Origin of the sequence: Achromobacter sp. ACM03 (assembly GCF_014851665.1) — a bacterium.
Lineage (GTDB): Bacteria > Pseudomonadota > Gammaproteobacteria > Burkholderiales > Burkholderiaceae_B > Achromobacter > Achromobacter aegrifaciens.
This window is the reverse complement of sequence record NZ_JACVAD010000002.1, coordinates 81,398-96,928: the sequence shown is the minus strand read 5'-3', so window position 1 is coordinate 96,928 and position 15,531 is coordinate 81,398. Positions and strand designations below refer to the sequence as shown.

Below are 15,531 nucleotides of genomic sequence, written 5' to 3'. Positions count from 1 at the left end.
AAAAGCAACGAGTCGCCGACGACTCACCCTCTCCGCTGGATGATCGGCGCACCGCCGCCTGCTGTTGTCTTGCGCGGCCATCAGGCCGCCCCGATCCGTACAGCCCGCGCCGCCACCAGCAAGAACAGCCAACGTTCTAGCACTGGCTCACCAGAGGCAGACTCGACCGCGCCGGCATAGGCTTCCAGCTGACCACCGTGCGTAACAGCCAAGCGATCGCCGTCGTCGACGCCGCGCGGATCCGCCTTGTGATCAATGAGGATGCGGCCGGCCGGGACGCGGATCAGCAGGTCGATCTGCCCGCGAACGACGGTGCCGTCGGCGCGTGGCACCTGAATCGGCAGTTCCGCCTGGGCAACCCCGCCGGGCCACCTCGCCTGCCACCAATCCTGGAAGGCTTCCACCTGAAAGCGCACCGCTTCCGGCGTTACTGCGCCATGGACGCCCCAGCGGATCAGGGCCTCCCTGATCTGTTCGTCGCTGACGGCACGCGCCGGGTCCGCCATCGAGCAAGCTATGCATCCATGCAGCGCCGAACCCAGCGCGGCCATGTCCGTGCCGGACTGGACCACGATCCGCCTGCCTACCTCTTCCACCGTTATCACCCGATGCTGCCCGGGCAGGGCAGCGCTGGGCGCGAACCAGAGCCGCTGAAAGGACTGGCGCTGGCGCGCGGCGAAGTAACGCATGGCCCACACCTCGGGCGCAGGCGGCGCGTCGAGCGATTCATCGAAATCCCAGGACTTCGCTTCGCGCACGACGGTATGGCCGTCCGCCACGAATTCGCCCGCCGGTCCCCAGAGCTTGGCCGCCGCATCGATCTCGTCCAGCCAGTGGCAAGGTGGAGGGTCGCCCGCCGCCTTGGTGCCGCCCACGAGAGCGAGCAAGTCGCGCGCACGGGTAAGGGCGACATACAGCAGGCGTGTGTTCTCCGCGCGCGCCTGCTCGGCCATGAGCTTGCCGGTTTCCGAGGCTTCCGCATCGGCGATGACCTGCACGCCAGCCCCAAAGGGATTGACCCAATGGTGGATGTAGCGATTGGCCAGAGGAGCCGTCGCGTCAAAAGCGCCTATCGTCCGGGAGCGCACGCTCCAGAGATCGGTGCGATAGCCGTGATCCAGGCCGATCACGATCACCATTGGCCATTCCAGGCCCTTGGCCGCATGGAAAGTCATGACTTCGACAGCGCCATGGGCAGCAGTCGCGCGTCCATCCGCCCCGTTCGCCTCCAATTCCTGGAACCAAAGCAGCATTCCGTTGACCGTCGCCGGCTGGCGTGCGCCCAGACAAGCGTCCTCGTACTGCTGTGCCAACGCCAGCAGCGCTTCAATATTGGCGATGCGCACTTGCGCCTCGCGCTCCGCTGCCGACCACTGGTGTGCCAGGCGCGCCACGCCGGATTCGGCCTTTGCCAGACGCAAGGCCTCACGGGGTGTGAGCGACGTCAGGGACGACCGCAAGCCTGCCAGTCTGGCAATCAGCGGATGAGCGCCTTCCCCCTCTGTCTTCCACGCCGACTCCGACGCCGACCTTTCGCCATCTCCGTCCGTACTCATGCCGGCGAGGAACTGCAAGCGGTCTTGCAGCCAGTCTTCCGGCCTGACCGCCCCAGTCAGCCCGACGATCATTGCGGTAGCCACGGTATCCGAAGCATCTCGCAAACGGCGCAGGCAGGCCAGCACCAACTGGACCTCGGGTGTCGAGATCAGGCCGGGCCGGGCCGCCGCCGCGGCAATGCCCCAGCGGCTCAGCGCGTCGACCGCGGACTTTATGTGATCATTCTTTCGGCACAGCACGGCGATGTCGCTGGCTTGCAGCGAACGCGCCTGGCCTGTGGTTTTGTCGACAAACTGGATGCCGCGCCCCAGCAGATCCGACACTGCGGGTCCCAGGGCTTTCAGCGAAATCGAACGCTTCCCGGCTTCCGTCACGAACGACCAGTTCAGGAGTTGCGGCTGTCCGACGAGCGGCCTGCGCACCGGCCTGAGCGCGGTTTCGGAGGCGGGAGCGGGATGGAAGGCCGGCACGAACACTTCGTTGGCCAGGCCCACCAGCGCCGGCGTAGAGCGATACGAATCCGACAAAGGCGTCCCCATTGTGCCGCCCCAGCTTTCCACAGAATCGAGGATCTGCTGGATGAGCGTCGAATCCGTGCCGCGAAAACCATAGATGGCCTGCTTGGGGTCGCCTACCCAGATCGAACTTTTGGCCAGCTTCGCCAACTCGACGAAGATGGCCAACTGAAGCGGATTGGTGTCCTGAAATTCGTCGACCAGCACGAGATCGAGCTCTCCCTCGAGCGCTTCACGCACCAAGGTACTGCCTTGCAAGGCTCGCAATAGCAACACTTCCTGATCGGTGAAGTCGACCACGCCAAGTTCCCGCTTGGCCTGCGCAAAAGCTTGCAAAGCGCGCCCCGCCAGGCCGAACACCGTACGAAGATAGTCCCGCACATCCTCGTGGAACCTTTCATGGGTGGGGTGGCGTGCCGCGACGTCTTGAAGCTCCTCCACCATGCCGGCCTGCCTGGCGCCAGCTTTCAGCTTCGACAGTTGCTGCCAGACGTTCCATGCCAGCTGTCCCCGAGCGAGTGCGCCGCGGGCTGCCGTGACTTTCTCGATCGCCTCGTTCAGAACTTTGGTCGTCACGCCGGCGGCCTGCGCCTGCTTGAGTTCGCCCTCCGTGCGTTCGAGCGCCGCGCCGAGAGCGGCATCATGATCGCCCTGCGGGCGCGGCCAACACGCCAGCATGGCGTCTGCATTGTCTGACCCCATTGCGGCGAGTTCGTCCGGGCCAAGATTGTTGGAGCGCGCGGCGTTCATGATTGCGTGCAGCGTAGCGGTCACCGCATCATCATCCAGGTCGAGCCGCACAGCCAGTCGCGCCAGATGCTCGACCGCATTGGCATCCTGAACACTTTCGACAGCCATGCGCACCAGGCGGCGGCCTTCGTCTTCGGTCAGAACAGTCTGATCCGGCGAGATGCCGAGTTCAAAGCAGAAGCGCTGGATCAATTGTCCGCAGACGCTATTGACCGTGCCAATGCTCGCCTGCCCCAGCGCCGCGGCCAGATCGAGCCGTCGCTGGCTCAACAGCGTCGACCTGGCGCGCTCGCGCAACTCCGAAGCCGCCTTGACCGTGAACGTGGTAGCCATGATCGCTGCGGGCCGCGCAGCGCCGCGTTGCAGGCGGTCGGCCAGCAAGTGTGTCAGATAGTAGGTCTTGCCGCTGCCCGCCCCGGCACGGACAAATTCCACATTCATGTTCTTCTGGTCCATGGTTATTCCCTACTGCCGAACAGTGCCGTGTAGTCGCCGTGCCACGGCGCGGTTTCGCCCAGTGGCAAACAACCTTCCGGAGATGGCTCCGGCGGCGGGTAGAGCCCATCCCCGATCACGTCGACATGCCCTTCCTGCCACTGCCGCACCCGCCAGGCCCAGGTGGTCCTGGCCTGCATGACGAGCTCCGCCGCGTTGACGCCGTTCTTTGCATTGACGACGCGGGCCAGCGGACCGAACAGGTCTGGCGTGGCGGTCAATAGCAGAGCCTCCCTGAACGTGAAATAACCCACCGCGGCGGGCGGCGCTTTGAGCTCTTGCCGGATCATCTCGCCATACAGCGCCAACTGCAGGTACACGCCATCGGCCAGCGCTTTGCGATACCGCTTGGCACCCGTCCATTTAAGGTCGAGCGCAGCTGTCCCGCCATCGGCAAGATGCAACAGCAGATCGGTTGCTCCATTGAGACGCAACGCGCCAAGCATGCCGGCAAGCGGCCGTTCGGCCTCGACGCGTTCAACGCCGGCGTGGGCCATATGTTGCAGCAATACCCGCAGGCCGTGACGCACGGTGCTCTTGAACTGGAAGAGCGCAGCGCCGTTGCCCGGCGCCAGCAACGGCATCCCTTCCTGTTCAAGCAATCTTGCCAATTCCGGCTCCAACCACGCCTCCAGGCGGTCATGGCTCCAAGATGGCGCATCATTGTTGACGAACAGCCTCTCAACCAACCGATGCGCGAGGTTGCCAAGCAAACGGCCATCCTTGGCCACCACCGTGGCCCGGCCTGTACGCAAACTGGCCGCGTACTTCAACACTGCGACCGCCGGGTTGTTGAAATGAAGGTCCAATGACGTATAGGACTGCGAAGGCAGGCGTGTCGGAAGCGGATAGGCGTCCCGCCATGGTGCATCCGTATCCAGGCGCCATACACCTTGTGCGCGCTGCAATGGCAGGGGGATGACCTGTCCTGCCCGGTCGCGCACCATGGGATGCTCTTCCAGCTGCCTTGCGGCCATCCCGGGTGCGAGCAGGGCGATAAGCTGCCAAGCCGGATGATCTTCCGCGGGCGCTGGCGGCAAGACCAGGATCAGACGATCGGTGGCGGTAAGCAGCGGCCTCATCCACAGCGCGGCCAGGCTTTCCATCGCGAACGCCAGGTCGACAAGTTCGACCCCGCTGGCCGCCAGAGCTTCGATCTCAGGACGACTCCATGGGTATCCTCCAGGCAGCTTCGGAGTGGAAGGCATCCACCAGACGACTTCGGCGACCGGCCCCAGCGCGCAAGCTTCGGGCGTCGTGGCGCTGAGCATGCAACCCGCCTCGGCCACGGCCAGGCTGTTGCCGCACAATGTGGTCGCCTGAGCACATAACTGTTCGAGCAGCCGGGGTTTGACGTGCTTGATCCCATCCCGCTGCAGCGATTCCAGGCCGCTGAGCATCCCCGCGCATTGACCGAGGGCCGCAGCGAGATCTCGCGCCGCTGCGGCGGCAGGCGTGAGGTGCTGCAGGCGCCCGCGCAGCGCCTGAGTCAGCAGCTTGACCCGCTCGATTGCATAGCCTATCGGCGCGCCGGAGGTTCGCGGGTGCCGCGGCGATTCGAGCCAGATCCGGATGTGCTGCTCCAATTCAGGGCGATACTCCGCAGGAGCGTCGTCCAGCAGGCGCGCACGCACCTTGGACCACTCAGCTCCGCCGATACCCGGTTGTTCGGAAAAGACCGCACCGAACGCCCGCCGCGCCGACGCCCGGAAGGGTCCGATCGGATGCATCAGGAAATCGAGCAAGCGCGCGGGTTCCAGGGGATCCCAGAAGGTCTCGAAGATCAACGGCAGCGCCAGCAAGGCCGGACGCAAGGCGCTGGACTCGTCGAAGCCGCAAGCCGGTGCGCCGTTGACGCGCAGGGTATCGTCGACTGAAGCGCCATGCTGCTCGCTGACGAGAAGCATCGGTGTCCGCCGGGCGTGATAGTGATGTGCGAGCCATTGTTCCGCGGTCTCGCATGTATGGGGACGAAGAACGACAACCGAACCATCGCTGTCGTCGATATCTGGCAGGGGAATGAAGGATTGGTCAAGGGACACCGCGTCCAGCACGGCGCGTTGCAAACGTCCCAGTTGCGTATGGGGAGCAGCCGCAGGGGTCAGCGCGCTTCCATCTACCAACGGGAAGCGGGCGAGCAGCCTGCGCCACAAGGACGGAAACAGCTTGCTGTCCTCCAGCAAGACGATCTCGCCGACCGGCACGCTGCGCTCATCCAGACGGCGCAGGACGGCATTGAGGCGATCGCCTTCGCCGGGAGGCAACAAGCCGGCCGCCGCGGTTTCGACGACGGCCATGTCCAATAGGCGAGACGGGCATCCCGCTGCCGCAACGCCTGTCCATCCTCCAAGTATCCATTCGTCGCGCCACTGCAGAAGCCGAGCCGCGGTTCCGATTTCATCGGCAGCCAAGCTGTCATGGAAGAACCTCCTCGGTCCATCGGACTGACGCAGCGCCAGCAGGAAGGCGGCAGTCCGTTCAGCTCCGCCGGCCGGCCGCGACGACAGGCCGAGCCAGGTTTCCAGCATCGCAAGAAAGGCCTGGCGCCCCACGGTCGGGCATTCGAACAACGCTCCGGGGTGAGGTCCTTGCCACTGCTCGACGTGCAGGCCTAGCGTAATTCTCAGCGCCGCCTTGGCGCGTTGTTGCTCTTGCATTTCGCTCACTCTCAGGTCAGAGGTGCCAAAGGGGTGAATGGCTGTTCCCGGAAGCCGCCACGGGACTGATCACGCAGTCGCCGGGCAGCCTTCAAGACGTGCGAGCAATCGCCCCGCCGCCCGGTCGGACAGGACCAAGACCAGTTTCATCGAGGCGCGAGTCGCGCCTACGAACAAGCGGCGGACCTCATCGTCGCCCAGCGCTTCGAAATCGATCTCCGCCATCACGACTGCCGGCGCGGACTGCCCCTTGAAGCGGTGCACGGTATCCGTCACCAGCGAGCCTTCCGAATACTCCGGCCGGCCCTCAGCATCGTAGGTGCCAAGAAATTTCTTCAGCACATAGGGACCCAACTGATCGTAGGATAGGATGCGGGAGTTATCCCTTCCCCGATAACTGAGAAGCGCGATGTCCGTCGTCGCGAACCCGGCAGATTGGCACAGGCGCACACCTTCCTTGACTTGGTCCAGCAACTGCGCGGCGGTCTCGTAGGTAAGGAATTCCACTTCGTGACCAATGACTGGCGATGCAGGCACGACGGCCATCCCGTCCGGGACCAATGCCTGCAGTAATTGAACGACCGAACGCGGACTACGGAAATTCTTGTCCGCCCGCAGGCGTATCCAACCCGGCAGTTGCACGGCAGCATGGCGATACAGTTTCTGCATCGGGTCTTCCAGCCAGAGTATGCGAGCGTTGTCGCGGGCATGGCGCAGAATCAGGTCGAACCATTCAGCCTTGATGTCCTGCCCTTCATCGATGATGACCGTATCGAAGGTCAGATCCGGTGGGACAGCCAACTCCCGGCAGGCATTGACCAGTTGCTCGAAAGCCATTGCGTCATTGAAGTCAGGCGCGGATCCCGACTGTCTGACCATACGTACGCACAACATGTGGAACGTGCAGACCGCGCCGCCGGAGGGCACGATCGTGGCGATGTGGTCCGCCAGAGGCCGGTTGAAGCAGAGATATAGCGGCCTGTGGCCAGCGTCGACTGCCGCGCGGTACTCGGCCAGGGCCAACTGCGTCTTTCCAGAGCCGGCCGTACCGTTTACGTGCAGTCGAAAGGGCGTCATGTCGATTTGCCGGGCCCAATAGGCCAGGCCGCTGGACACGCGGGTGACGAGGGCTTTGGCCCGCCCCACCAGCGCACTGGCGTCCGCCTCCAGTTGAATGAGGTCGCAGAGAAACCGATGCACCTGCGCGTACAGCGGACCCGCAACGCCCGCGGGGAGTATCTGCTGAATCACCGAGCATAATGCGTCGCGCCGGCCGGCGTCGACGATACGTTCGGACATCACGCCCACGGTTTGCAGCGTCTTGCACAAATAGTCCGGGCAGTAGAGCAAATGCTCGATCTCGATGTAGGCGCCGTTCAGAACCCGCGCCAGCTTGCTTCGCAAGCTATTCACCGTGCGACCCATTTGCGCGGGCACCGATTTCAGTTTGCCACCGCCATAGTTCTTCGCCAGCCCGTCAGGCGTCTCTTCCAATGACCCGCATTTCTGCTCAATGAGCATCATGTGCCCGGACTGGTTGACGATGACGAAATCGACTTCGCCATGAATGGCGTGAGAGCGTTCGATATTGGTCCAGTGCACGGCGTGATAAACCGTGTACTCGTCCGGCAACCCCTGCGCCAACGACTCCAAGGTCTCGAACTCCCGACGCATGGCACCGATGGCGTCCATGGTCTGCCAACCGTCCGGCACGATACGCGCCATGTTGCAAAGCTCCTTTTCAGGCGAAATTGGCGGGCGATGCCGGGGGCATCAGGAATATGTCGTCAGTCTGGGGAATGACCCTTGCCAGGCCGAAAGGGCCAATTTGTCAAAGTCAACATTTTGACTTACTTGAAATCATTTGAATACAAGGCGTGAGCATACCCTATCGGGCATCCCATTTCATTTTTGAATGGCACGCCCATTAGGGCATCTGGCAAATGGTAGTGCCATGACCTCGCGCTGGAACCGGGAAACACAGCATGTTCCTAGCGCTTTATTCCAAGTTCAGCAGCCGTTTCAACCGGCTCGAAACTAGCGCGAGCGCCGAGGGTGCGACGCATCGCAGTTGCTTTGATTGGCATTTTGGGCAATGCGCCGCAATATCCCGCCCGACGACAAGCGCGTCACTGGCGGGCGCAAATGTCCGTATCCAGTTGCATTGGGTGCATATTTGAGTGAATGGCCGGGGACGGACAGGCATGCTGCGACTCCAGGGTAAGCAGAACGAGATATGGGGAACGCTATCAGTTGGCGCCTGGCTCAGTCATTTTTCCGCAGGCGTCTTCTACCCCATCTCGCCTGACTGCATCGATATATCGGCCCAGGATTGCAGTGCTCAATACACCTGTCACGAACACAATGGCGAATGCGGCCAGGTGTTCCAGGGGCGTGGCGTTGTTGTTGATCATGTGTACTCCGGGATAGGCAAGATCGGCGGCAAGATGACTGCCGCATCCCGGACAGAATAGGAGGGGATCGGGACATTACATGTCCCGATCCCCTACGCATTCATGCGTGCGTCGCATATAGCGCCGAAAGTGCGCGCACTTCGGCGGCCATTTCCTCGCGCAATGCCTCAGGTCCCAAGACTTCTACGTTGGGGCCGAACGACCGCAGCCACCAGCGCAAACGTTTGCTGAGCAAGACCGTGCCCGTGACCCGCAGTTCGGATCCGATGTACTGCACCACTTGATCATCGGATAACGGCGATTCAATCAGATGATTGCCTGCGCCATTGAGAAAGCGCAATTCCACTTCCACCGCGCCCTCAACCATGAAATCGAACTGCCGCTGCTGCTTCACATACTCGGCCAAGCTGAATTCCCGTGGATAGGCGAATATCTCCGGCAACATGCTGGCGCTGACCACCCTGTCAAGCCGGTACATTGCGGGCTTGGCATAGCCCGCAATGGCCGCAACGAGATAGATCACCCCGCCCACCTCGACCAATCCCAACGGGTCGATTATCTTCGTCGTTTCCTGATCCGCTTTGGAGCGAACGCGATAAACCACTTCCAGTTTCTGCTCGAAAAACAGAGCGCGCGACACGGTGGAAAAGGTGTTTGAGTCTATAGCTGGATGCTGCAAGGCAAAAGCGCCGCTTTCTACTTCTACTTTATCCACCCATTTCCGATAGCGGCGTTCGCTGTCGCTGTGAGAAACGCCCAGCCGTTTCTCGGCGGTGTCGAACAGGGAAGACAGCGATTCGGAAACCAGCGACGGAATCTGACGGGATGAAAAGCGCTTCAAGGTCTGAAGCGCCAGCGCCTGTTCATGCGTCATCAGGCCTGCGGCCCTGGCGGGCACGCCGCCAGCGCCGGCGCACCTGCGCCAAACGAGCGCCGTCCCGCGCCTTTCGCATTCCACCAGTTGCTGGTCAAGCAGCTTCTGCAATGTGCGCAGAACCGTCTTGACGACGGGAGGATCGGGATCTGACCTGCACAACGCTCGGTGTATTTCCGGCGTACTTATGAAGTGCCCGCCTTGTTCGGCGTCCTTCAAAATATGAAATATATTGGCAACCAGCGGGGGCATGCAGGGACTCGCTCGCTTCGATTAGGAATTATTACGATGGTTAACTGGAATTTACCAGAGCGGACATAGCCCGCGTAATCAGGCGCCAGTGCAAGGGAATAATCCCTCATGAAGCGGAACCGCTGGGCATCGCGCGCCCCTCCTACATCCGCAACGCGTGACGACAACCGGAGGCGCAAAATCCCGATAAAAATAATCGGCTGGATTTACTCGAGAACAGGCCACTCAAAACCCAGCAACGCATCCACGCGCATCGCACCATCCAAAGTCATGGGCGCGGCGGTCAAAGGCTGCAATTCATGCAAACCCGCTTCGATGATCGTGCGCTGCAACTCCCGTTCGGGGACGCCGGCGACCGCTAGCGCGGCCGGCTGCATCAGCAATGCGGTCAGCGCCTCACGCAGCACCTCCGAAAATCCGGCAGCGGTTTCATCGAAGCCAAGAACGGAAAGAAGATTGGCGTCGGCGAACCTGCGCGCGGCGAGCCATGCATGCAGGGCCTTGTAGCCTTCCGTACGGTTCCATTCCAGAGCCGCCAGCGCCCGCACCAGCGTTTGCACGGCGGACGCCCAAGGCTTGTCCGCCGCCATGACCCAGACGCCCTTGCGAACGGCGGGCAACTGGCTGACCCGGCCGCGGCACAGAGCCAATGCGGCCACGCCCTGCTCACGAGCCTGACGCATGGCCTCGATCGGGCCAAAGGTATTCCATACGGCACGCCCTTTTCCTGTCAGCGCGGCAAAGTCGACAAGATGCAGCGATAGCGCGCCCTGCGGCGCGTCCGTATCCGCGTGCCAATCAAAGACCGGCATTTCCTGCGCAAGCTGCCGCACAAGCAAGACGATATCCTCCGCAGGCATGCCCCAGCCGTGCAGGGAAACCGCGGGGCGATTGGATGCGGTATGAATTCCACGGATTGCTATCGAGTCCGACACTGCGTCTCCACTTGAATTGGGAATACGCAGTTTGGATCGCGGTCCGGACATTAGCTGTCCCGAAGGCCGCATTGCTTGTATTTATTCTCTTGCCCGCAGGAGTCGTCCGGGATATTGTGAAAAAAAATGCCGCTACTGGAGCGGCATTTTTCTTGAGGCGACCGGCCTTACTCCACCGTCACGCTCTTGGCCAGATTACGCGGCTTGTCCACGTCCGTGCCTCGCGCGCACGCCGTGTGGTACGACAGCAGCTGCAGCGGGATGGTGTGCAGGATGGGCGAAAGCTTGCCGTAGTGCTCGGGCATGCGGATCACGTGCATGCCTTCGGCGCTCTGGATCTTGCTGTCGGCATCGGCGAAGACATACAGCTCGCCGCCGCGCGCGCGCACTTCCTGCATGTTGGACTTCAGCTTTTCCAGCAGTTCGTCCTTGGGCGCGATGGTGACCACGGGCATGTGCTCGGTCACCAGGGCCAGCGGGCCGTGCTTGAGTTCGCCGGCCGGGTAGGCTTCGGCGTGGATGTAGCTGATTTCCTTGAGCTTGAGCGCGCCTTCCAGGGCGATCGGGTAGTGCATGCCGCGGCCCAGGAACAGGGCGTTTTCCTTGGAGGCGAAGCGGTCGGCCCAGGCCATGATCTGGGGCTCCAGGGCCAGCACCGAGCCGATGGCCACGGGCAGGTGGCGCAGCGCCTTCAGGTGTTCGGCTTCCTGCTCTTCGGTCAGGTGGCCGCGCACCTGGGCCAATGCCAGGGTCAGCAGGAACAGCGCGGTGAGCTGGGTGGTGAAGGCCTTGGTGGAAGCCACGCCGATCTCGACGCCGGCCCGCGTGATGTACGACAGCTTGCACTCGCGCACCATGGCGCTGGTGGACACGTTGCAGATGGTCAGCGTGTTTTCCATGCCCAGCGAGCGCGCATGCTTGAGCGCGGCCAGGGTGTCGGCGGTTTCGCCGGACTGCGAGATCGTGACCACCAACGAGCGCGGGTTGGGCACGCTGTCGCGATAGCGGTATTCGCTGGCGATTTCCACGGCCACGGGGATCTTGGCGATGGACTCGATCCAGTACTTGGCGGTCAGGCCCGCGTAGTAGCTGGTACCGCAGGCCAGGATCAGCAGGGAATCGACGTCCTTGAAGATCTTGTAGGCCTGGTCGCCGAAGAGTTCGGGCGTGATGGCTTCGATGTCCTGCAGCGTGTCGCCCACGGCGCGCGGCTGCTCGAAGATTTCCTTCTGCATGTAGTGGCGGTAAGGGCCGAGTTCGGCCGCGCCGGTATGCACGTGCACGGTGTGGACTTCGCGGTCCACGTTCTTGCCGTTGGCGTCCACGATCCAGACGCGCGAGAGCTGCAGGTCGACGACGTCGCCGTCTTCCAGGTAGATGATCTGGTCGGTGGTGCCGGCCAGGGCCAGCGCGTCGGAAGCCAGGAAGTTCTCGTTCTGGCCCACGCCCACGACCAGCGGCGAGCCTTGGCGCGCGCCGACCACGCGGTGCGGCTCGTCGCGGCAGAACACGGCGATGGCGTAGGCGCCATGCAGGCGGCGCACGGCGTTCTGCACGGCTTCGAACAGGTCGCCGGCATACAGGTGGTTGACCAGGTGCGCGATCACTTCGGTATCGGTCTGGCTTTCGAAGACATAGCCCACGGCCTGCAGCTCGGCGCGCAGTTCGTCGTGGTTCTCGATGATGCCGTTGTGGACCAGCGCGATGCGCGGCTCGTCGTTGCCCAGGCGCGAGAAGTGCGGGTGGGCATTGTGCGTGGCCGGCACGCCGTGGGTAGCCCAGCGGGTGTGGGCGATGCCGGTGAAGCCGCTGACCTTGTCCTGCGCAACCTGTTCGGCCAATTCGGCCACGCGTTGCGTGCTGCGCGTGCGGCGCAGATGGCCGTCGGCGTAGACGGCGACGCCGCAGGAGTCGTAGCCGCGGTACTCAAGGCGCTTGAGGCCTTCAACGAGGATCGGGGTGATGTCGCGCTGGGCGACGGCGCCAACAATGCCGCACATAGGAGAGTGCTCCGGTAAGTTCGTGTACCGACGCATTGTGCTCGTCCCCGCAAGAAATTTGATTTCTTTATGCAGTAAAAAATGGAAGTTAATTCCCTTACATGATTGTGATTAAATAATATTTCTTCTAGATCATTTTTTTGAAATTAATCATGCAAAACGCACAGATTTCCCTGCCAGAGCTGGATGATCTGGACCGGCGCATTCTTGAACAGTTACAAGAAGACAGCTCGCTGACCAACCAAGAGCTGGCGCAACGCGTGCATGCCTCGCCTCCGACCTGCCTGCGGCGGGTGCGGCGGCTGGTGGATGAAGGGGTGATAGACAGGCAGGTGGCCATCCTGGCGGCGGAAAAGCTGGGCAGCACGCTGACCGCCATCGTCGAGATCACGCTGGACGTGCAGGCGGCTGAGAGCCTGGACGCGTTCGGGCAAAGCATGCTGGTCGAGTCCGCGGTGCTGCAGTGCTACCGGGTATCGCCCGGGCCGGATTTCGTGGTGATCGCGCAGGTGAAGGACATGCCGGCCTATCACGCGCTGGTGCACCGCGCTTTCACCGCGCAGGCCAACGTGCGCAATGTGCGCACGTTCTTCTCGGTGCATCGCGCCAAGTTCGAGACCCGGATAGACCTGCGGACCTGAGGCAGGTCGGATCAGCGGCGGGCGATCAGGCGCTCGAACTGCGCCAGGTAGCGGTTGCCCATCTTCTGCACGTCGTGCTCGTCTCGCACGTAGGCATAGGCGCGCTCGGTGACTTCCTGGCGGAAGGCCGCGTCGTCCAGGCAGCGCGCCATGCCCTGCGCCATGGCCTGGAAATCACCCACGGCGCACAGCACGCCGCGTCCGTCGGCCAGGCTTTCCTTCAGGCCGCCAGCATCGGTGGACACCACCGGCACGCGTTGCAGGAAAGCATCCAGCACGCTGCTGCCCAGGGCCTCTTCCTCGGAGCTCATGACGAACACGTCGAGGATGCTGTAGAAATCTTCCACGCCCTTGCGAAAGCCGGCGAAGCGATAGACATCCTCGATGCCGAGCTTGCGCGCCTCATCCTTGGCCTGCTGCTCGCGGTCGCCGCCGGCGCCGAAGTGCAGGAACACGAAGTCGCGGCGCGTCTTGGCCAATTCGGCCACGGCGCGCACCAGCGTGACCGGGTCCTTGTCGCGGATCAGCGCGGCCGACGTGGCCATGACCTTCTTGCCGGCCAGATCGAATTCCCGCACCAGCTGGGCGACATTCTCGGTGTCGATCTGGTGCGGCTCGACGGCGCTGCGGATGATGACGGGCTCGATCCCCAGGCGGCGCGGCTCGCCGGCGGCCATCTCGCTGATCGCCACGAACAGGTCGGCGTGGCGCCACTTGAAGCCGGTCTTCCATTCGTCGCCGGGTTTGACCACGAAGGACGTGCGGCGGGAAAACGCCACCGGCCGGCGGTGCAGCCATTTGGTGAGGACCGCCCAGGTGATGGTGTTGGCGGTCTGGGCATGAACTATGTCGTAGCGGCCGGCGCCGGCCAGGAAGGCCAGCTGCCCCGGCACGTTGCGGCAGGTATGGGCCACGAAGCCCTCCTGGCGCGCGCGCTCGGCCAAGGGCGCGCCTTCGCGGCACATCACTTCGACGTCGTGGCCAGCCTTGCGGAATGCGCGCATGCAGTACAGCGTCTGCCGTTCGCCGCCGCGCCAGCCCTTCTCGAAGTTCAGCTGCAGGATCTTCATGCGCGGCCGATGCCCGAGTACTCGAATCCCAGGCCGCGCACGTCCGCGGGCGTGTAGAGATTGCGGCCGTCGATGATAAGCGGAGTCTTGAGCAGGGCTTTGACGCGATCGAAGTCGGGCGCGCGGAAGACCTTCCATTCGGTCGCGATCAGGAGCGCATCGGCGCCGTCCAGCGCGTCGTACATGTCGGTGGCGAAGCTGATGCCGGGCTTGCCGGCCAGCGCGCGCGCGGCCTCGTGCATGGCGACGGGGTCATAGGCGCGCACCTCGGCGCCGCGGCGCGTCAGTTCGGCGATGACTGTCAGGCTGGGCGCTTCGCGCATGTCATCGGTGTTGGGCTTGAAGGACAGGCCCCACAGCGCGATCTTGCGGCCCTTGAGGTCTTCGCCGAAACGCGCCACCAGTTTTTCGGACAGGCGGAATTTCTGCGCGTGGTTGGCAGCCTCGGCGGCCTCGATGACGCGCATGGGCAAGGCGTTCTCGGCGGCTGTGTTGACCAGCGCCTGCACGTCCTTGGGGAAGCAGGAGCCGCCGTAGCCCGCGCCGGGATACAGGAAGTGATAGCCGATGCGCGGGTCGGCGCCGATGCCGCGGCGCACTTGTTCGATATCCGCGCCCAGGGCTTCAGCCAGGTTCGCCATTTCGTTCATGAAGGAAATGCGCGTGGCCAGCATGGCGTTGGCGGCGTACTTGGTCAGCTCGGCCGAACGCACGTCCATCACCATCAGGCGGTCGTGGGTGCGCTGGAAGGGCTCGTAGATGCGACGCATGACGCCGATGGTGTAGTCGTCGTCCGCGCCGACCACGACCCGGTCCGGGCTCATGAAGTCGTTGATGGCGGCGCCTTCCTTCAGGAACTCGGGGTTGGACGCCACGCTGAAGGGGATGTCCACGCCGCGTGCGGCCAATTCACGCGCCACGACATCGCGCACCTTGTCGGCCGTGCCCACCGGCACGGTGGACTTGTCCACGATGAGCTTGCGCGACGTCATGTGGCGAGCGATGTTCTGGGCGGCGGCCAGCACGTATTTCAGGTCGGCCGAACCGTCCTCGCCGGGCGGGGTGCCGACGGCGATGAACTGCACGTCGCCGAAAGCCACGCTCTGCGCGACGTCGTCGGTGAAATGCAGGCGGCCCGCCTGCACGTTGCGGCGCACCAGGTCTTCGAGGCCCGGCTCATAGATGGGAATGCCGCCCTGGCGCAAGAGGGCGATCTTCGCCGCGTCCACGTCCAGACACATGACGTCGTTGCCCATGTCGGCCAGGCACGCCCCCGACACCAACCCCACGTAACCGGTACCCACGACCGTGATCTTCATGCCTGAACGCCTTCAAAATAGGTAATCGTTGCGCCAGATGACTCAATCCGGC

10 protein-coding genes are annotated in these 15,531 nt (G+C 63.2%); 1 reads left to right on the top strand and 9 read right to left on the bottom strand.

The genetic code is table 11. From position 1 onward, the window contains the following. Positions 1 to 80 precede the first annotated feature (80 nt). The 7 genes from IB257_RS08700 to glmS form a co-directional block, all read right to left on the bottom strand. The gene (locus tag IB257_RS08700) at positions 81 to 3,278 is read right to left on the bottom strand and encodes an exodeoxyribonuclease V subunit beta (RefSeq protein ID WP_192492185.1); all 3,198 of its coding nucleotides are present in this window, start codon (positions 3,276 to 3,278) and stop codon (positions 81 to 83) included. A gap of 2 nt (positions 3,279 to 3,280) precedes the next feature. Next, positions 3,281 to 5,974 carry a PD-(D/E)XK nuclease family protein gene (locus IB257_RS08695; protein ID WP_175180363.1) on the bottom strand — a complete coding sequence of 898 codons (2,694 nt, stop codon included), beginning with the start codon at positions 5,972 to 5,974 and terminating at the stop codon, positions 3,281 to 3,283. A 69-nt stretch (positions 5,975 to 6,043) separates the two neighbouring features. Beyond that, positions 6,044 to 7,699 (bottom strand): ATP-dependent helicase, encoded by a 1,656-nt coding sequence (locus IB257_RS08690; RefSeq protein ID WP_175180362.1) that lies wholly within the window; start codon positions 7,697 to 7,699, stop codon positions 6,044 to 6,046. A gap of 524 nt (positions 7,700 to 8,223) precedes the next feature. After that, positions 8,224 to 8,388 carry a hypothetical protein gene (locus IB257_RS08685; protein ID WP_175180361.1) on the bottom strand — a complete coding sequence of 55 codons (165 nt, stop codon included), beginning with the start codon at positions 8,386 to 8,388 and terminating at the stop codon, positions 8,224 to 8,226. Between the two features lie 100 nt (positions 8,389 to 8,488). After that, positions 8,489 to 9,514: a YafY family protein gene (locus IB257_RS08680; RefSeq protein WP_175180360.1), complete on the bottom strand. Its 1,026-nt coding sequence runs from the start codon at positions 9,512 to 9,514 to the stop codon at positions 8,489 to 8,491. Between the two features lie 206 nt (positions 9,515 to 9,720). After that, complete coding sequence (locus IB257_RS08675) at positions 9,721 to 10,449, bottom strand: hypothetical protein (RefSeq protein ID WP_192492184.1); 729 nt, start codon at positions 10,447 to 10,449, stop codon at positions 9,721 to 9,723. A gap of 167 nt (positions 10,450 to 10,616) precedes the next feature. Then, positions 10,617 to 12,449: a glutamine--fructose-6-phosphate transaminase (isomerizing) gene (gene glmS / locus IB257_RS08670; RefSeq protein WP_054455423.1), complete on the bottom strand. Its 1,833-nt coding sequence runs from the start codon at positions 12,447 to 12,449 to the stop codon at positions 10,617 to 10,619. Between the two features lie 152 nt (positions 12,450 to 12,601). On the opposite strand from glmS, the gene IB257_RS08665 reads away from it, so the two are divergent. After that, a complete protein-coding gene (locus IB257_RS08665) occupies positions 12,602 to 13,090 on the top strand; it encodes an Lrp/AsnC family transcriptional regulator (RefSeq protein WP_192492183.1) in 489 nt (162 codons plus the stop codon). A gap of 11 nt (positions 13,091 to 13,101) precedes the next feature. Here IB257_RS08665 and IB257_RS08660 read toward each other — a convergent pair whose 3' ends face one another. Then, on the bottom strand, positions 13,102 to 14,160 hold the full coding sequence (locus IB257_RS08660) for a glycosyltransferase family 4 protein (RefSeq protein WP_125472866.1): 1,059 nt from the start codon (positions 14,158 to 14,160) through the stop codon (positions 13,102 to 13,104). Next, on the bottom strand, positions 14,157 to 15,479 hold the full coding sequence (locus IB257_RS08655) for a UDP-glucose/GDP-mannose dehydrogenase family protein (protein WP_054455429.1): 1,323 nt from the start codon (positions 15,477 to 15,479) through the stop codon (positions 14,157 to 14,159). The genes IB257_RS08660 and IB257_RS08655 overlap by 4 nt, the downstream gene beginning before the upstream one ends. Positions 15,480 to 15,531: the final 52 nt, after the last annotated feature.